Below are 18,474 nucleotides of genomic sequence, written 5' to 3'. Positions count from 1 at the left end.
TAAAATATTCTCCGAAAAGAGGATTTTGTGCCGGAACAAGAACAAGACCAGGGGCAGAAGCAGGGGGCGCTGCGGCGCATATTCCAGCTCATTCCGGGGATTCTGCTCTGCGGGGCGGTCACCGTCATCTCGCTCGGCATCCAGGCCGCCGAGGAGCGCGTTTTCGAGCATCCCTATATCGAGGCCCTCGTCGTCGCGATCCTGCTCGGCATGGCGGTGCGCACCGCCTGGGAGCCGTCGGCGCGCTGGCGGTCGGGCATTGCCTTCAGCGCCAAGCAGCTGCTCGAGGTCGCGGTGATGCTGCTCGGCGCCTCCATCAGCTTCGCCGCGATCGTGGCATCGGGCGGGCTGCTGATCGGCGCCATCGCCGTGACCGTCGTGATCATGCTGGCGGTGAGCTATGGCCTCAGCCGGATGCTGGGGCTCAAGACCAAACTCGCGATCCTGATCGCCTGCGGCAATTCGATCTGCGGCAACTCGGCTATCGCGGCGGTGGCGCCGGTGATCGAGGCCGACGGCGACGACATCGCCTCGTCGATCTCGTTCACCGCCATTCTCGGCGTGCTGATGGTGCTCGGCCTGCCGCTCTTGATTCCGCTGCTGAAGCTGACGGCGACGCAATACGGCATCCTCGCCGGCCTCACCGTCTACGCCGTGCCGCAGGTGCTGGCGGCGACCGTGCCGGCCGGCATCGTCTCGACCCAGATCGGCACGCTGGTCAAGCTGGTGCGGGTGTTGATGCTGGGCCCGATCGTGATCGGCCTCTCGCTGCTGGTGGCGCGGCGGCGCAAGGTAAGCATCAAGGCCGGCGCCGCCAGGGACGGCACCTCAAAGACCGCCTCGATCAGCCCGTTCAAGCTGGTGCCCTGGTTCATCATCGGCTTCCTGGTGCTGGCCGCGCTGCGCTCGTTCCAGCTCGTGCCTGATATCGCGATCGCGCCGGTGACGAAGACCGCGGCGATCCTCACCGTCGTCTCGATGGCAGCGCTTGGGCTCGGCGTCGATGTGCGGGTGCTCTCGACGGTCGGCGGCCGGGTGACGGCCGCCGTCACGCTGTCGCTGATGCTGCTCTTGGGCTTGAGCATCGGCCTCGTGCACTTCTTCAAGTAGAGCATGATCCGGAAAAGTGTGGAGCGGTTTTCCGAAGAGATCATGCTCACATCAAAGGGCCGGCTACTCGGCGGCCTTCGCGGTCTTGCCGAACATCCGTGTCGGTGCGGGAAAGCCGCAGGACGTGCCGTCGGTGATCTTGACCTGATCTTCCCAGGGCAGGCGGAAGCGGCCGGACACCATGTCTTGCATGAACGTGTAGGGGCAATCCATCGCACCGCCCTTCACCGCGACATAGCCGCGGTGCCAGAGTTGATAGATGTTGTTCTCGACGCCCCAGTTGATCCGCGCCTCGCGCACGAGGTCGGGCCGCACCTCGGCGGTGATGATCTCGTCGGCCCGCCCCGTGGTCCCGTGCGCGATGATGCTGCCGTCGAAATTGACGATCATGCCTTCGCCCATCGAGTCGAACGACCCGTCCGAGCCGCACATGCAGACATTGGCCGTCACCATCAGGTTCTGGAACGCGTTGGCCTGGTTGGTGAAGCGCCAGCTGTCGCGGATCGGCGCGGTGTAGCCTGCGGTGCGGATCATGATCTCCGCGCCCTTGTAGGCGCATTCGCGGGCCATTTCCGGGAACATGCCGTCATGGCAGATGATCAGCGCGATCTTCGCGCCTTTCGGTCCATCGATCACGGGAATGCCGATGTTGCCGGGCTCCCACGGCTCGACCGGAATCCAGGGATGGAATTTGCGGTAGTACAGCTTGATATCGCCGTGATCGTCGATGATCAGCCCTGAATTATAGGGGTTACCATGCGGGTTGAACTCCATGATGGAGAAGCAGCCCCAGATCTTGTTCTCGATGCAGGCCCGCTTGAAAGCCGCGACTTCAGGCCCGTCGAGCCGGCACATGATCTCCGGATTGGTATCCATCGAGAGGCCGTGCAGCGAGTATTCGGGGAACACGACGAGGTCCATGGTTCCGAGGTTGCGCCGCGCCTTGCCGACCATCCATACGATGCGCTCCGTCTGCCGTGCCAGGTCGGACCTTGTCGCAACCACAGGCAACTGCAGCTGCACCAGTCCGATCACGACGCCGTTCGGTGATTTGTTGAGACCGCCAAGTCCATTCATGCCTGTCCTCCCGCCTGTTTGAAATGGGCTGTCATTTCGCGAACGATGATCTTCGTTCGGTCGGGCTCCCAGCTAGCAACGATCATGCCAGCAAGATCGCAGAATGCGCAAATGCAGCGTACGGTCGCATGCTGATCGGGATCGCCGCGATGCGCCGCATCATTGCGCAATGGCACGCGGTTTGCTTAATCAAATGCGGGTTTTTCGCATTCGGGGCGTGCGTCATGGCGAATTCAAGCGGGACGATCGCGGCGGAGCCGGAGCCGATCACGCTCGACTGGAGCAGGACCGCGCTCGTCATCATCGACATGCAGCGCGATTTCATGGAGCGAGGGGGCTTCGGCGAGACGCTCGGCAATGACGTCAGCCGGCTTGCCCGCGCGGTGCAGCCGATCGCCGCGGTGCTCGCGGCGGTGCGCGACGCCGGGCTGCTCGTGGTCCACACCCGCGAGGGCCATCTGCCCGATCTCTCCGACGCGCCGCCGGCGAAGCTCGAGCGCGGCGCGCCTCGCTTGCGGATCGGCGATCCCGGACCGATGGGACGAATCCTGATCCGCGGCGAGGCGGGGCATGACATCATTCCGGAGCTCTATCCGCTCGACAGCGAGATCGTGATCGACAAGCCCGGCAAGGGCGCGTTCTACGCCACCGAATTCGGCGACATCCTGCAGAAATACGGCATCGAGAATCTTCTGGTCTGCGGCGTCACCACCGAAGTCTGCGTCAACACCACGGTGCGCGAGGCCAACGACCGCGGCTACCGCTGCGTCGTGATATCAGACGGCTGCGCGTCCTACTTCCCGGAATTCCACGAGATGGGCCTGAAGATGATCAAGGCGCAGGGCGGCATTTTCGGTTGGGTCACCGATTCAGCCGCGGTGCTGGAGGCGCTCGCTGGCTAGAGGGCGAGGGGACGCGTCAGGGATATCGCCTTTGTGACCCAAGGCGGACTCTGGCGAGCACAACAAGCTTGACGCTATGGCCGTGCATCGCGTTTATCCTCCACATGAGCACGATCAAAGCAGTCTGCGTCTATTGCGGCTCCTCGCCCGGTCACGACGTTGCCTACGTCGAGGCAGGCGAACGATTGGGACACGCTCTTGCAGCATCGGGATTGACGCTGATCTACGGCGGCGGAACCCATGGTGTGATGGGCGCGGTCGCTCGCGGCACACTGAATAACGGTGGCAAGGTCGGCGCGATCATTCCGAGATTTCTCACAAACTGGGAAACGACGACTGATGCGCTCAAGATGTTCGAAGACTTGACGATCACAGACACCATGCACGAGCGCAAACACAGAATGTTCGAGCGTTCTGATGCCTTCGTGGCACTTCCGGGTGGCATCGGTACCGTCGAGGAAATCGTGGAAATCATGACTTGGGCCCAGCTTGGGCAGCACCGTAAGCCGATGGTCCTGGTGAACATCAAAGGTTTTTGGGCGCCGATGATGGCGATGCTGGACCACATACGCAGTGCAGGTTTCCTTCATAGGGACCACCTGCTTCAACCCATTATCGTTGATCGTGCCGAGGACGTAATCCCCGCGATTGTCGCGGCCGCTGCTAAAGATAGCGCGTCCGAAGTCGGTGGTTCGTCGATCATCGACAAGATGTAGATTTCAGTGTCCTCAGACGTAATGGGGCCGGGCGCCATCGGCTTCTGCTATTGGCCTCAGCCGACATGACCGAGCACGTGTCGTTTGTCCGCTTCTGACGGTAACGCAGGCGTCATTCAGCGGGCGGATTTACCAGTACGCGCTCTAGCCGCCTTTCACCGCGCCCGCGGTGAGCCCGGCGACGATCTGCCGCTGCGCCATCACGGTGAGCAGCAGCACCGGCGCGGTTACGATCAATGCGGCGGCGGCGAGCGGGCCCCAGCTCAGCTGGTCGAACGAGATCATGTTGTAGACCGCGACCGGCAGCGTGCGGGTCTCACGCCCGGCCAGCACGATGCCGAACACGAAATTATTCCAGGAGAAGATCACCGCGAGGATGAAGGCAACCGCAAGGCCGGGCTTGGCGATCGGCAGCGCGACATGGCGGAACACCTGCCAGCGCGTCGCGCCGTCGATCAGCGCGGCTTCCTCGAGCTCCAGCGGCGTGGTCTCGAAATAGCCGATCATGATCCAGATCACGATCGGCACCGTGACCACGAGGTGGATGATGATCTGCGGCACCAGCGTGCCGAGCAGGCCGAGCCACTGGAACAGCAGGAACAGCGGGATCAGATACGACAGGCCCGGCGTGATGCGCGCGATCAGGATCACGATCGCCGATTTATGCGCCGCCATCCGCGCGATGCCGTAGCCCGCGGGCACGCCGACCAGCATCGCAAGCCCCGTGGCGCAGCCGGTTACGATCAGGCTGTTGCTGAAATAGGTCAGGAATCGATTGGACGCGAACACGTCGGCATAGTTCTTCCAGGCGATATGCTCCGGAAAGAACACCGGTGGATAGGAGGCGTTGTCGATCTCGAATTTCAGCGACAGCGAGGCCATCCAGAGGAAGAACAGGATCGCTGGCGAGACGATGACGAGCACCGACAGCCAAAGCCCGATCCGGCCCAGAATCTGACGCGAAGCTATCTGACGCGGGTTCATGCCTCGCCCCCGAGCTCTGCCGTCCACAGCAGGCGCTTGCGCAAGTAGAGCAGCAACGCGGCCAGCGCCACGATCAGGAGGAAGAACACCACCGCGATCGCCGAGCCGTAGCCGAGGTCGTAATAGACGAAGGCGACGCTGTAGAGATAGACGTTGATGGTCTCCGACGCCGAGCCCGGCCCTCCTTGCGTGATCGCGAAGATGATGTCGAAGCTTTTCACCGCGTCGATCATGCGGATCATGCCGGCGATGAACAGGAACGGCATGATCAAGGGCAGCGTGATGAAGCGGAACACCTGCCAGAAATTGGCACCGTCGATCTGCGCGCTCTCGTAGGGTTCGGTCGGGATCGCGGCGAGGCCGCCGAGCACGATCAGCATCACCAGCGGCGTCCATTGCCAGGTCTCGACCAGCACCAGCGAGGGGATCACCGTCGCGGGGTTGAACACCCAGAGCTGCGGCGGCAGGCCGACCAGCGACAGCAGGTAGTTCAAGACACCGAGCTGCGGGTGGAACATCATGGTCCACACCAGCGCGATCGCCACGGGTGTGGCCATCATCGGCATGATGAAGATACCGCGGAGGAAGCCGCGCGCGGCGAATTTCTGATGAAATACCACCGCCGCCAGCGTGCCGAACACCAGCGGCAGCACGACCGACAGCGCGGTGTAGGACAGCGTGTGCCCGACCGCCTCGACGAAGCGCGGATCGGTCGGCAGCCGCAAATAGTTGGCGAGCCCGACGAAGACGGTCGGCGAGCCGACCTTCCATTCCTGCAGGCTCATCCAGATCGTGAACACCCACGGAAAGATGATCACCGCCAGCACCACGACCAGGGCCGGGACCACGAACGGCCAGTAGGACGGCGGACGCCATTCACGCGCCGGGGCGGCCTCTCCAGAGCCTGCGGCTCTGGACTCTTGCTTTGACGCGTTTTCTTCACGCGAACCGGTACCCACTTCGCTTGAAAACGCTTTGCTGGCTGCCGCCGGCTCAGTCTGAGTCACCACGCTCACGCTTTTTCGCTACGCTCCAGGATGGGGCGGAATTGCTCGTGTGCCTTTTTCAGCTCGGTGGCGGGATCGGCGCCGGACAGCGTCGCGGTCAGCGCCGCGCCGACGATGTCGCGGAATTCGGCGACCGGGATGATGACGGGCAGGCCGAGCTTGGAGATCTTGGCGGAATCAACCACCGACTGCAGCCATTCCTTGGTCTTCACGCCCTTGGCGACCTCGGCATCGTCGACGATGGAGTTGCGGAACGGCACGCCGCCGCCGGCCTGCAGCAGGCGCGCGCCCTGTCCGCGCGAGACCACCCATTGGCAGAGCAGATAGGCGGCTTCCTTGTTCTTGCTCGCCGCGGCGATACCGACGCCGTCGCCATAGGTCGAGGAGAACTTGCCCTTGGGACCGGCGGGTACCAGCGTGTAGCCGACCTTGCCGACGACGCGCGAGGCGGCGGGATCTTCCAGCGGCGGCGCCCAGCCGTCGGCGTCGATCCACATCGCGGACCTGCCTTGCGTGAAGGACGCCATCGACTCCATCCAGTTGAAGCCGGCGACGCCGGGAGGCGCGCATTTCGTCAGCAGCCGCTGATAGAGCTTGGTGGCCTCGATCGCTTCGGGGCCGTCGGTCAGGATGTTGCCCTTGGCATCGAGGAATTCGCCGCCATAGTTGAGATAGAAGTTGGTCCACATCGCCATGTTGGCGTTGCGCAGGCCGCGGCCGACGAAGCCGTAGATGCCTTCCTTCGGATCGGTCAGCTTCTCGGCCGCGATTGCCATCTCCTCGAGCGTCTTCGGGACCTCGACGCCCTTCTTCTGGAACAACTCCTTGTTGTAGTAGAGGATGAAATAGTCGACCGACCATGGCAGCGACAGCATCTGACCCTTGTCGTTGCGGGCATATTGCAGCCCGGCCGCCGAGAAATCGCTCTCGACGAGGTCCGGCGGCGTCATGCTCGGATCCTTCAGAAAGCCCGACATGTCGGCGAGCCAGCCGGCCTTCTCGAACTGCCGCTTCTGCACGTGATAGCTGAGGTGCACGACGTCGAAGCTCGGCTTGCCCGAGGACAGCTCGATCACGCATTTCTGGCGCTGCTGCTGCTCGGGAATCTGCTCCGACTCGACCTTGATGCCGGTGAGCTCGGTAAATTCCTTGATGTATTTTTGCAGATTGTCGCCGCGCGGCCCCTTGGCGAGGATCACCTCGAGCGTGGTGCCGGAATATTTCTTCCAGTTGATGTCGGCGCGGGCCGGAAATCCGGTCAATCCGACCGCACCCGCGGCGGCCGTGCCCGCCAGCATCTGGCGGCGCGAGATCAGGTGATGCGACATGTTTCCCTCCCAGGACGGTTCTTGTTTGGGAGAGATACTAGCGCCTCAACTTTCTGTGCCTAGTCCCACATGCGCGGCGCCGTTGCATAACGCTGCGCCGCGCATGGTATGGCAGCTATGCCTTGACGAAAGCGAGCAGGGTGCCGTTGCCGGAAGCCGGCGGCACGGTGATGCTGTCGCCGCTCTTCACGCCGGCTGAGCCCAGCGCCTTCTCGGTCGCGGCAAGATCGGCCGCGATCACGAGGCCGGCGCCGCCGCGATCGGGCAGGCCGTCCAGCGACACGCCAGGATAGCGCTTGCCGAGCTGATCCCTGGTCAGGAACACGAAGTCGGCGCGGTCGCCGCCGGACGGCACCGCAACCGCACCGTCGGCGTCGTTCCTGACGGCGACGTCGATCATCCTGGAGAGATGCGCGGCATCGGCTGCGGGATCGGGCGAGACCATCAGCACCTGCTTGAGGCGTTTTGCCCCATTGGCGTGCGTCATCAATTCGGGAATCCACACCGTCTCGCGGGTCTTGTGCTGGCAGGCGAAGATGCGGACGCCGCCGGGCGCCTCCGCGGTCGGCCACTGGAAGGTGCGGAATTTCGCCGCGGAGACCGTGCCATCAGGCAAGGTCACCGGGCGTTCGAAATCGGTCGGCCCGATCGGCGCATAGCCGCGCGCGCGGATCTCCTCGGCACCAGCAGCGGAATCCACCGCGGTGAACGCAATGCGTTCGATGCCTTCGCCGCGCTTCTCGAGGAAGGCGCGCGCCGGAGCATTGTGTTCGGTCGGCGTCAGTACGCCGAGCAATTCCATGTAGTCGGGGTCGAACATGATGGTGTAATTGCCCGATCCCATATGCGCGCTATGGGTGCCGCGCGGCGACACGGTGAAGCCGAGCCGCTTGTAGTTCTCGGCGGCCTTGTCGAGGTCCTTCACCATGACCACGGCGTGATCGATTCCGATGACGTTCTTGAGTGCCACGTGTTGTCTTCCCGGCTGGAATAGGAGAGTAGAGTTAGCTAACCAGAATGACCGGGCGCCCGCAAGAAAGGATCATGATGAACAGCAATGCCGTGCGCTGGCCCAATTCGCTCTGGGCAGCAGTGACGCCCTCCGGCCCCGATTGTCCCGAACTGACTGGCGCGCAGCAGGCCGACGTCGTCATCATCGGCGGCGGTTTGACGGGTCTATCGACTGCGCTGCATCTGCGCGAGGCCAATGTCGATGTTGCGATCGTCGAGGCCACGGAGCCGGGCTGGGGTGCCTCGGGGCGCAACAACGGCCAGGTGATCCCGACGCTGTCGCGGCCCGATCCGGATGACATCATCGCGAGGCACGGCGCGGCCGGCGAGCGCTTCGTCGGGATGCTGCGCGACAGTGCGGCCATGCTGTTCGACGTCGTCAAACGCTACAGCATCGAGGCCGAGCAGGAGCAGGCCGGCTGGGTGCAGCCGGTGCACTCGCCGGGCCGCATCAAGATCGCGGAGCGACGGGTGCAGCAATGGTCGAAATTCGGCGCGCCTGTTGAGCTGCTGTCGCGCGATCAGACCAGCGACATGCTCGGCTCGGATGCCTGGTACGGCGGCTTCTGGAACAGGACCGGCGGCCACGTCAATCCGCTGGCGCTGGCGCGCGGCCTTGCGCGCACCGTGCTCGGCCTCGGCGCGCGAATCTATGCCCGCTCGCCTGCGACGAGTTTCGAGCGCCGCGGCGATCGCTGGGTGGTGAAGACGGAAAAGGGTGAAATCTCCGGTCGCGCGCTGGTGGTCGCGACCAACGCCTATAGCGGCGAGTTCGCGAAATCGCTGGTGCCGGAGATCGCAACCGAGGTGATGCCGGTGCTGTCGTGGCAGATGGCGACGCAGCCGCTGTCGGACAATGTGCGCAAGACCATCATTCCCGGCCGGCAGGCGATGTCGGACACCCATGGCGAACTCTATTTCGCGCGCTACGACGCCCGCAACCGCCTCGTCACCGGTGGTGCCGTGCTCGGTCCGGGCGACAAGACCGGGCGGCTGAAGGCGCGGGTGACCGAGCGGTTGCAGCGCCTGTGGCCGCAGATCGGCGAGGTCTCCTTCGACTATGTCTGGAACGGCTATGTCGGGATGACCGCGGATTTCCTGCCGCGCATGCACCGGCTGGGTCCCAACGCCTTTGGCTGGACCGGCTGCAACGGCCGTGCGGTCGCGCTGACGATCCCGCTCGGCCGCGAATTGGCGCGCGCGGTGCAGGGCGTGCCGGAAAGCGAGCTGGCGCTGCCGTTGACCGAGCCGGTGCAGTACGTGGCGCACGGGTTGCTCCGCAAGCTGGCGCCCTGGATGCTGGTGCTCTACCGCCGCCGCGATGCACAGGAGCTGGTCAAGGGCGATCGCTTCGAGTTGCTGCGCTGGGCTGAGTATTTCCTCGCCTCGCGCCGTTCGCGGTAAGCGCGGAGCAACGTCGCGCCATGCAGGCGAGACAAAGGGCATGGAGGGGCAAGCCGCCCGAGGTGGGGACTGGTCGGAGAACGTCGCTGGAAGAGTGGGACTCAAGCAGGTTCGGCCGGGTGTCGTGATCACGAGGATTCCGCCGTTGGCGGATAGCGTTGTGGAAACCCCGACGCGACGCAGGCGTTATTGCCAGATAGCAACCCTGGGAGGTGGGCATGGCGAGGAAGCGCATTGGTATTCTCACGGGAGGCGGTGACGTCCCCGGCCTTAACGCGGTGATCAAGAGCGTGACTTATCGCGGCAGCGAGGACGACATCGAGGTTGTCGGTCTCCGCCGGGGCTGGGAGGCCCTCACGCACCTGAACCTCGACGACCCGTCGATCAAGTCCCATTACATCATCCCGCTGAACCGCGAAAATACGCGCGTCATCGACCGGCGCGGCGGCACCGTGCTGCACTCGAGTCGCACCAATCCCTCCAAAATGAAGAAGTTGCCCGATCATCTCGCGGGCCGCGACTTTCCGGTTTCCCAGAGCACCAAGGGTGGCATCGCAACCACGACGTGGGATCTCACCAACGAGGTGCTCGCGAACCTCGCGGGGCTCGGTATCGAACATCTGATCGCCATCGGCGGCGACGATACTCTCAGCTACGCGGACAAACTCAACAGGCGAGGCGTCAAGATCATTGCCATCCCGAAGACGATGGACAACGACGTTCGCAACACCGAATACTGCATCGGCTTTTCGACCGCGATCACCCGTGCCAGCGATGCCATCCAGCGCCAGCGCACCACCGTCGGCTCGCACGAGCGAATCGGCATCTTCCGCGTCTTTGGTCGCGATGCCGGCTTTACGGCGCTCTATACCGCATACGCAACCTCGATCCGATGCGCCATACCGGAGTACAAGGTCAATCTCGACAAGCTGATCCAGCTTCTCCTCGATGACAAGCACGGCAACCCAAGCAACTACGCGTTGATCGTGCTCAGCGAGGGCGCCGAGTGGGAGGGCTACAAGGTGCAGGAATTCGGCGAGCCTGACGCCTACGGTCACCGCAGGAAGGCGAGCGTGGCCGAAGCGTTCGCGGACGAGATCAAGCGGCGCACCGGCGAGGAGACCATCGTCTCTGACCTCACCTACGACCTGCGGTCAGGCGATCCGGACTTCATCGACAAGCTTGTGGCGCTGACGTTCGGCAACATGGCTTACGATGCGATCCTGGAAGGCAAAACCGGCCTCATGTCGGCGCTGGTCGAGGGCCGCTACGACCTCGTGCCGATCCCCGACGCCAAGCTCGGGCCACGCAAATTGGACGTCGCAAGCGCTTACAACACCGAGCGCTACCGTCCTCTCTATTCCAACAAGCGGGGCTTGCCGATCTTTCTCAACCGCGCTTCATAGGGCGGGTGGTAACCCCATCGGGCATGACGAGCTATTCCAGATGCGTCGATAGCCCGTATCGACACGCGGTGACGGAGGGGCCATAGTTCCGCAAGCAATTTGCGCAGGGAACCTGTCGCACCAAGCGACGTTCTTTTTCGCAAATGAGCGCGCCGTCGCCCCCGGCGCAGCGAGCGCCGAGGCGAAGGCGCTGCGCTGCGGTCGGAGGGATGCTCATGAAACTCACCATTTCGGTCATCAAGGCTGACATTGGCTCCGTTGGGGGCCACACGAAACCATCTGCGCGCATGATGGCGGCTGTCGAAGGGGAGGTCGCGAAAGCGATCGAAAACGGTCTCCTGATCGACGGGTTCGTGCGCCATACCGGCGACGATATTGCGATCGTCATGACGCACACGCGGGGCGAAGGGAGCTCCGAAGTCCACCAATTCGCCTGGAAGACGTTTCTCGCGGCCACCGCGGTTGCGAAGACCTCCGGCCTCTACGGCGCCGGCCAGGATCTTCTCGTCGACGCCCCCTCCGGAAACGTTCGCGGCGCGGGCCCGGCCGTCGCCGAACTCAGCTTCGACCACAGCCTTTCGGGCGCGAGACCCGCGGAGTCCTTCATGGTGTTCGCCGCAGACAAATGTGGCCCCGGTGCCTACAACCTGCCGCTCTATCTGGCTTTTGCCGATCCCATGTATTGCGCCGGGCTGATGCTGCCCCCGATGATCAAGGGCTTCCGTTTCCATATCATCGATATGGACAACACGGCCGGCGACAGCGTGATCGAACTCGATGCGCCCGCGGACGGCTACCACATTGCGGCGCTGCTTCGCGACAACGAGCGCTTCGGCATTGATCGCATCGTCTCGAAAACCTATGGCGAGGTCGCCGTCGCCGTTTCGGCGCAGCGCCTTCACTCCATCGCAGGCAAGTACACCGGCAAGGATGATCCGGTCGCGGTCGTCAGGAACCAGGGCATTTTCGCGGCGCCCGAAGAAATCATCTCGCCGTTCACCAAGGCGCACTTCGTGGGCGGCGATGCGCGCGGCTCGCATGTGATGCCGCTCATGCCGGTGCCGCTCAACACCCCGGTGACGGGGATGTATTGCCTGCCGATCGTGTCCTGCGTCGGCTTCTCGATCGACCGGGACGGGAAGTTCTCGGAGTCCTATACCGACTTCTTTGACAACCTTGCCTGGGACGAGGTCCGCCAGCGCGCCCAGCGCAAGGCGATCGAGATGCGCAGCCAGGGCTGGTCCGGCGCTGCGATGCTGCCCTATTCAGAGCTGGAATATGGCGGCTTCCGCGATACGGTATCCGGATTGCTGAAGCGCTTCCGGCTGCGCGAGGAGCCCAAGCCACAAGCGGCGGAGTAGGGCCGCGCGTGCCCGGCTACACGGTTGCGGTGCCGTGCTCGCGCGCGAACGCGCCGCCGGGGATCGCTGACAGCAGGTCCTGCGTATAGGGGTGCTGCGGCTTGCCGAACACCTCGGCGGTCAGCCCTTGCTCGACCACGGCGCCGTCCTTCATGACGGCGACGAGATCGCAGATCTGGGCGGCGACGCGCAGATCGTGGGTGATGAAGATGATGGAGAGGCCAAGCTGCTGGCGCAGCCCGGCGAGCAGCTTCAAGACCTGCGCCTGCACCGAGACGTCGAGCGCCGAGACCGGCTCGTCGGCCACCAGCACATCCGGCTTCAGCGCCAGCGCGCGGGCGAGCCCGATGCGCTGGCGCTGGCCGCCGGAGAATTCGTGCGGGTAGCGGTCACCCGCGGACGGATCGAGGCCGACCAGCTCGAACAGCTTTCGCGCTTCCGCGATCGCGGTGGCGCGGTCGGTGCCGTGCACGATCGGTCCCTGCGCCACCAGCTCGGCCGCCTTGCGGCGCGGATTGAGCGAGGCGAAGGGATCCTGGAACACCATCTGGATGTGGCGGGTCTCGCGCCTGATATCGTCGCGGCCGAGCTTTGCCCAGTCCTTGCCGTCGAGCACGATCGACCCGGTGTCCGGATCGATCAGCCGCACGATGCAGCGCGCGAGCGTCGATTTGCCCGAACCGGATTCGCCGACGATGCCGAGCGTCGCGCCGCGCGGCAGGTGCAGCGACACGTTCTTGACGGCCTCCGTGATCCGCGCGCCGCGGCCGAGGAAGCCGCCGGTGCGGTAGGTCTTGGAGACGCCGTCGATGGTCAGGATATCCTTGCCGGAAAGGATGCGCGGCGGCGGCGCCTTCAGCGGCGGAACGGCTGCGATCAGCTGCTTCGTGTAGGCATGCTGCGGATCGTTCAGCACCTCATCGGCCGCGCCTTGCTCGACGATCGCGCCATGCTGCATCACCACGACGCGGTCGGCGATCTCGGCGACCACGCCGAAATCATGGGTGATGAACAGCACAGCCGTCCTCTTGCGCTGCTGCAGGTCGCGGATCAGCTTCAGGATCTGTGCTTGTGTCGTGACATCGAGCGCGGTGGTCGGCTCGTCCGCGATCAGAAGCTTTGGGTCGAGCGCCAGCGCCATCGCGATCATCGCGCGCTGGCGCTGGCCGCCGGACAGCTCGTGCGGGTAAGCTTTTGCGGCAGCCTTGGGGTCGGGGATGCGGACGTCCTCGAGCAGCGCCAGCACACGAGCATTGATCTCGGCCTTCGAGAGAGCGGTGTGGATCGCAAACATCTCGCCGATCTGGTCGCCGATCGTGCGCAGCGGATTGAGCGCGGTCATCGGCTCCTGGAAGATCATCGCGATGCCGGCGCCGCGCACATCGCGCATTTCGGCGCTGTCGGCGGCGCAGAGGTCACGGCCGTCGAACATCATCCGGCCCCGTTCGATCGTCACCTCGTTCGGCAGCAGCCGCATGATGGCGTTCGCCATCATCGATTTGCCGGAGCCGGACTCGCCGACCACGCAGAGGATCTCGTTCGACGCAATTGAAAGCGAAACGTCGGACAGCGCATGCGGCCGGTCGGCGCCCTTGGGCAGGCGCACCGTCAGGGCGTCGAGCGAAAGGACCGTGTCGCTCATCGGCTCTTCAGCCTCGGATTGAGCGCGTCGTTGAGGCCCTGGCCGACCAGCGACACCGCGAGCACGGTGACGAGGATCGCAATGCCGGGGATCGCCGAGACGTACCACTGCACCCGGAGCACATCGCGGCCGAGCCCGATCAGATTGCCCCAGGAGGCGACGTTGGGATCGGACAGACGCAGGAAGGCGAGCGCGCTTTCCAGCAGGATCGCGACCGCCATCACCACGCTGGCATAGACGATGACGGGCGGCAGCGCGTTGGGCAGGATTTCGCCGAGAATGAGCTGGACGTCCTTCATGCCGAGCGTCTTGCCGGCCTGGACGAATTCGCGGTTGCGCAGCGATAGGAATTCGGCGCGGGTCAGCCGCGCCGGCGCCGGCCACGACACCACGCCAACTGCAATCGTCACCGTGGTCAGGGTCGAGCCGAACACCGCGACCAGCACCAGCAGCAGCACGAAGTTCGGCAGCGTCTGGAATGCCTCGGTGATCCGCATCAAGACATTGTCGACCCAGCCGCCGTAATAGCCGGCGAAGGCGCCGACCAGGATGCCGATCAGGATCGCGATCACGGTGGCGACGCCGCCGATCAGCAGCGAGATCCGCGCGCCGTAGAAGATCTGGGCGGCGATGTCGCGGCCGGAATTGTCGGTGCCGAGCAGGAAGCGCGGATTGGAGAACGGCCAGATCAGCGGCCGGCCCGCGAGAGCGAGCGGATCGCGCGGATAGAGGAGACCCGCGCTGCTTGCCATCGCGATGACAAGCAGCAGCAGGATCAGGCCGATCACCGCGGCCGGGCTGCGGAAGTAGCGCTTCACGGCATCCATCGTCAGCCCTCCGCCGCGATGCGCGGATCGAGCCGCGCGTAGAGCAGGTCGACGACGAAGTTCACGGATATGACGAGCAGCGCGGACACGAAGACGATGCCGAGCAGGGTGTTGAGGTCGCGCTGCACCACCGACTCATAAGCGAGACGGCCGAGGCCGGGCAGCGAGAACACGCTCTCCACCACGACCGAGCCGCCGAGCATGGTGCCGGCCTGCAATCCGATCAGCGTCACCATCGGCAGCAGCGCGTTGCGCAGCACATGGCGGGTGATGACATGGGTCTCATCCAGCCCCTTGGCGCGGGCGGTGCGGACGAAATCGAGGTTCAAGACCTCCAGCATCGAGGCGCGCATGATGCGCAAATAGATCGCGAGGAAGATCAGCCCGAGCGTCAGCGTCGGCAGCACCAGATGGGCGGCGATATCCAGCACGCGCCAGATTCCGGTCTGGACGTTGCCGATGTCCTCGAAGCCGCCCGGCGGCAGCCACTGCAGATAGACCGAAAACACCACGATCGCCATCAGCCCGAACCAGAACGAGGGCGTGGCGTAGAAGATCAGGCCGAGCGTGGAGATCATCGTGTCCGGCCAGCGGTTGACGCCGCGCGCGGCGATCACGCCGAACACGAGGCCAAAGAAGAACGCGAATGACAGCGACGCCGTCATCAATAGGATGGTCGGCGGCAGCCGTTCCAGGATCACGGTCGCCACCGGCTTGCCGTAGATCGAGGAGAAGCCGAGGTCGAGCCGGACCAGGTGCCACAGATAGTTCCCGAGCTGCGCCGGAACCGAGAGGTTCAGCCCGTAGAATTTGCGCAGCGCCTCGGCGGTCGCGGCGTCGCCGCCGCCCATCTGCGCCATCAGCGCATCGACGGTGTCGCCCGGCGCGAGCTGCAGCAGCAGGAACACGCCGATCAGGATCAGGAACAGGGTCGGGATCGAGGCGGCGAGGCGCCGCCCCGCAAGGCTCAGGATACGCATATTTTATCTATAGCGTTTTCGAACGATGTGGACACCGGTTCGGGGTGGGCACCGGCCCCTTCTTACCTCGCCCCGCTTGCGGGGAGAGGTCGGATCGCATCGCCAGATGCGATCCGGGTGAGGGGGTACAGGTCTATCGATGGAGCAATATCGTGGAGCGAGCCCCTCACCCCGACCCTCTCCCCGCAAGAGCGGGGCGAGGGAGAAGAGGGCGCCACGCCTAGCGCAGATGTGGCCTCATGCGCTCAGCCAAAGATCGTGCCAGCTCGTCGAGCCCCAGCGCGGCGTGTTGGAGTGGTTGCGCGCCTTGGCCGTGATCACGGTGACGAAGATCTGCTCGATCGGCATCCAGACCGGCAGCTCGGTGTTCACCTCCTTGACGAAATCGGCATAGAGCGCCTTGCGCTTGGCCGGATCGACCTCGGTGGCGGCATCGTCGATGGTCTTGTCGACGGTCTTGTCCTCCCAGCCCCACTGGTTGGTCCACGGCGCGCCCTTGGGCTGGCCGGAGCGGTACCACACCGTGGTCGAGACCGCGGGGTCGTTGCGGTACTGGTGCCAGCCGGTCGCGAGATCGAAGGCGTGCTCGTCATAGACCTGCTTGAGGAAGCCGCCGCCGTCGTTGCGCACGATGTCGACCTGGATGCCGACTTCGCCCAGCGACTGCTGGATGAAGGTCGACCACAGCGAGATGTCCTCGCCCCACGGCGCCGGCAGGAGCCTCAGCGAGAAGCGGTTGCCACCGGAGGGCTTGAAACCGGCCTCGTCGAGCAGCGCGATCGCCTTGGCCTTGTCATAAGGATATTGCGGCGTGTTCGGCCCGGGATAGAAGTCGGTCGAGGTCGACGGGATCGGGCCGGTGCCGAGCTTGGCGAAATCGCCCAAGAAATTCTCGATGAAGAACGGCACGTTGATCGCGTGCGCGATGGCGCGGCGGACCCGGATGTCGGAAAGCTCCTTGCGGCGGAAGTTGAACTCGATGGTGTTGGTGCGGGCGTTGCCCTCGTTGCCCTTGGTCTGGACGATGAAGCGCTTGTCCTTGCCGAGCCGCGCCATGTCCGAAATCGTCAGGCCCGAGAACGGGCTGTAGTGCAGCTCGCCGGCCTCCATCTGGGCGGCCGCGGCGGCGCGGTCGGTGATCACCTTCCAGACGATGCGGTCGAGATAGGGCGCGTTCGGCCGCCAGTAATCCGGGTTGCGGTCGGCGATGATGTATTGCCCGCGCTCGTATTTGACGAATTTGAACGGGCCGGTGCCGACTGGCGCCAGATTGGTCGGGTTCTGCCTGATGTCGCCGCTCTCATAGAGATGCTTGGCGGAGACATAGCCGAGGTCGGGCAGGGCGCGGAGCAGCAGGTTCAGCGGCATCGGCCGCTCGTAGCGGAAGATCGCGGTCTGCGGATCGGGCGTATCGACCGATGTGAGGAACAGCTGCAGCGTCGATCCGTAGTTGAGGATCTTCTTCCACATGTTCATCGCGGTGAAGGCGACGTCCTCAGAGGTGAACGGCTTGCCGTCGTGCCAGGTGATGCCCTTGCGCAGCTTGAAGGTGACGGTCTTGCCGTCCGGCGTCGCCTCCCAGCTCTCGGCGAGCACGCCGACCGGCTGGCCGTTGGCGTCGAGGTCGACCAGGTTCTCCTGGATCTTGCCGCCGATGATGTAGACGCCGGTCGAGGCCTGGATGCTGGGGTTGAGCTGGCGCTGCTCGGCGCCGTAATGGACGTTGAACACGCCGCCCTTGCGCGGGGTTTCCTGCGCGAATGCCCGCATCGGATTGATGACGTTGGCCGCAATCGCGGCCGAGGTCAGAAGGGCCGTGCGGCGGTTGATCTCGAGGCGGCTCAAATCCATACGCGGGTCTCCGGTACTTACATAAAGGCTTGCATCCGGCGGCCAGCCGATCGGTCCTGGCCACGCTTCGCGGATGTTACCTTGGATTGGGAACCCGAGTCATTTTCTAATGCCTCGGCCTTTTGGAGGATCGTTTCCAAAACCTGAAGTGGCCCGCCGCAGCGCTTCGCAACCCGGATTGCGCGCGGCATTGTCGCACTTGGGCCGCGCGGGATGCGCCTGGTGATTCTCTCGAAGGGACGTTTCGGGAGCGCCGAAGCCGCGCAAACCCTGTAATTTTAGGGGTCGGAAGCGCCTTGACTTGAAAAAACACTGGAAAAAACCCTGATTCGGAGGCTGTCCACAGCGATATTGTGGTGGGGAGTGCAGAAAACACTGTTTTTCTCGGCGTTTTCCGCCATATCGTGCCCACTCCAGAATCAATGGAGCAACCATGGCTACCCAACTGTCGAAGTCGCAAGTGATCGAGAAGATCGCGACCACCACCGAACTCTCCAAGCGCGACGTCAAGAACGTTTTGGACTCGCTTGTTGATGTCGGCCACAAGGAGCTGAAGAAGGCCGGGGTGTTCCTCGTCCCCGGCTTCGCGAAGTTCGTTGTGGTCAAGAAGCCTGCGACCAAGGCGCGCAAGGGCACCAACCCCTTCACCGGCGAAGAGATGATGTTCAAGGCCAAGCCGGCCCGGAAGATCGTCCGCGCACGGCCGGTCAAGGCCGCCAAGGACGCGGTTTAAGATGAAAGGCCTCCGGTGACGGAGGCCTTTTGCTTTTGAGCCGTCGCTTCCTGCCGTTGGTTGCCAGCCCGCGTTTTCCAGCGAGTGGACACCGGTTCGCGTGAAGAAAACGCGCCAAAGCAGAATCTGGAGCTC

The 18,474-nt window shown here is 64.2% G+C and carries 16 protein-coding genes; 7 read left to right on the top strand and 9 right to left on the bottom strand.

All coding sequences use genetic code 11. From position 1 onward, the window contains the following. Positions 1-27: 27 nt before the first annotated feature. Positions 28-1,110 (top strand): putative sulfate exporter family transporter, encoded by a 1,083-nt coding sequence (locus J2R78_RS04060; RefSeq protein WP_253603030.1) that lies wholly within the window; start codon positions 28-30, stop codon positions 1,108-1,110. Positions 1,111-1,173: 63 nt separating this feature from the next. Here the strand turns inward: J2R78_RS04060 and J2R78_RS04055 are convergent, their stop codons facing one another. Then, entirely contained in the window at positions 1,174-2,187 is a 1,014-nt protein-coding gene (locus tag J2R78_RS04055; RefSeq protein ID WP_028339439.1) for a formamidase, read from the bottom strand. Between the two features lie 224 nt (positions 2,188-2,411). Here J2R78_RS04055 and J2R78_RS04050 point away from each other — a divergent pair, with 224 nt between their 5' ends. Both J2R78_RS04050 and J2R78_RS04045 read left to right on the top strand, forming a co-directional pair. Next, positions 2,412-3,089, top strand: a complete 678-nt coding sequence (locus J2R78_RS04050; protein ID WP_253603028.1) for a cysteine hydrolase family protein — start codon at positions 2,412-2,414, stop codon at positions 3,087-3,089. 104 nt (positions 3,090-3,193) lie between these two features. Further along, on the top strand, positions 3,194-3,805 hold the full coding sequence (locus J2R78_RS04045; RefSeq protein ID WP_253603026.1) for a TIGR00730 family Rossman fold protein: 612 nt from the start codon (positions 3,194-3,196) through the stop codon (positions 3,803-3,805). Positions 3,806-3,949: 144 nt separating this feature from the next. Here the strand turns inward: J2R78_RS04045 and J2R78_RS04040 are convergent, their stop codons facing one another. The 4 genes from J2R78_RS04040 to J2R78_RS04025 form a co-directional block, all read right to left on the bottom strand. Continuing rightward, a complete protein-coding gene (locus J2R78_RS04040; RefSeq protein ID WP_256558502.1) occupies positions 3,950-4,789 on the bottom strand; it encodes a carbohydrate ABC transporter permease in 840 nt (279 codons plus the stop codon). Beyond that, positions 4,786-5,637, bottom strand: a complete 852-nt coding sequence (locus tag J2R78_RS04035) for a carbohydrate ABC transporter permease (protein ID WP_253603024.1) — start codon at positions 5,635-5,637, stop codon at positions 4,786-4,788. Before J2R78_RS04035 ends, J2R78_RS04040 begins: the two co-directional genes overlap by 4 nt. Positions 5,638-5,801: 164 nt before the next feature. Beyond that, entirely contained in the window at positions 5,802-7,124 is a 1,323-nt protein-coding gene (locus J2R78_RS04030) for a sugar ABC transporter substrate-binding protein (protein ID WP_253603022.1), read from the bottom strand. A gap of 115 nt (positions 7,125-7,239) precedes the next feature. Next, positions 7,240-8,094 carry a VOC family protein gene (locus J2R78_RS04025; protein WP_253603021.1) on the bottom strand — a complete coding sequence of 285 codons (855 nt, stop codon included), beginning with the start codon at positions 8,092-8,094 and terminating at the stop codon, positions 7,240-7,242. Positions 8,095-8,171: 77 nt separating this feature from the next. On the opposite strand from J2R78_RS04025, the gene J2R78_RS04020 reads away from it, so the two are divergent. The 3 genes from J2R78_RS04020 to J2R78_RS04010 all read left to right on the top strand — a co-directional run bounded on the left by J2R78_RS04020 (position 8,172) and on the right by J2R78_RS04010 (position 12,306). Next, positions 8,172-9,539, top strand: a complete 1,368-nt coding sequence (locus J2R78_RS04020) for an FAD-binding oxidoreductase (RefSeq protein ID WP_253609753.1) — start codon at positions 8,172-8,174, stop codon at positions 9,537-9,539. Between the two features lie 218 nt (positions 9,540-9,757). Further along, a complete protein-coding gene (locus tag J2R78_RS04015) occupies positions 9,758-10,945 on the top strand; it encodes a 6-phosphofructokinase (RefSeq protein WP_253603019.1) in 1,188 nt (395 codons plus the stop codon). A gap of 143 nt (positions 10,946-11,088) precedes the next feature. Continuing rightward, the gene (locus tag J2R78_RS04010) at positions 11,089-12,306 is read left to right on the top strand and encodes a fructose-1,6-bisphosphatase (RefSeq protein ID WP_305884479.1); all 1,218 of its coding nucleotides are present in this window, start codon (positions 11,089-11,091) and stop codon (positions 12,304-12,306) included. A gap of 16 nt (positions 12,307-12,322) precedes the next feature. On the opposite strand, the gene J2R78_RS04005 is transcribed toward J2R78_RS04010, so the two are convergent. From J2R78_RS04005 to J2R78_RS03990, 4 genes are all read right to left on the bottom strand, one after another. After that, on the bottom strand, positions 12,323-13,948 hold the full coding sequence (locus tag J2R78_RS04005) for an ABC transporter ATP-binding protein (protein WP_253603017.1): 1,626 nt from the start codon (positions 13,946-13,948) through the stop codon (positions 12,323-12,325). Beyond that, a complete protein-coding gene (locus tag J2R78_RS04000; RefSeq protein WP_253603015.1) occupies positions 13,945-14,775 on the bottom strand; it encodes an ABC transporter permease in 831 nt (276 codons plus the stop codon). The genes J2R78_RS04005 and J2R78_RS04000 overlap by 4 nt, the downstream gene beginning before the upstream one ends. A 2-nt stretch (positions 14,776-14,777) precedes the next feature. Further along, complete coding sequence (locus tag J2R78_RS03995) at positions 14,778-15,755, bottom strand: ABC transporter permease (protein ID WP_038383993.1); 978 nt, start codon at positions 15,753-15,755, stop codon at positions 14,778-14,780. A 237-nt stretch (positions 15,756-15,992) separates the two neighbouring features. Then, the gene (locus J2R78_RS03990; RefSeq protein WP_253603013.1) at positions 15,993-17,606 is read right to left on the bottom strand and encodes an ABC transporter substrate-binding protein; all 1,614 of its coding nucleotides are present in this window, start codon (positions 17,604-17,606) and stop codon (positions 15,993-15,995) included. A 433-nt stretch (positions 17,607-18,039) separates the two neighbouring features. Here J2R78_RS03990 and J2R78_RS03985 point away from each other — a divergent pair, with 433 nt between their 5' ends. Further along, positions 18,040-18,339 (top strand): HU family DNA-binding protein, encoded by a 300-nt coding sequence (locus tag J2R78_RS03985; protein WP_021077434.1) that lies wholly within the window; start codon positions 18,040-18,042, stop codon positions 18,337-18,339. The last annotated feature ends 135 nt before the right edge of the window (positions 18,340-18,474 follow it).

The organism is Bradyrhizobium sp. USDA 4538, from assembly GCF_024171045.1.
Taxonomy (GTDB): Bacteria; Pseudomonadota; Alphaproteobacteria; order Rhizobiales; family Xanthobacteraceae; genus Bradyrhizobium; species Bradyrhizobium australafricanum.
This window is presented reverse-complemented; position numbering and strand designations above follow the sequence as displayed.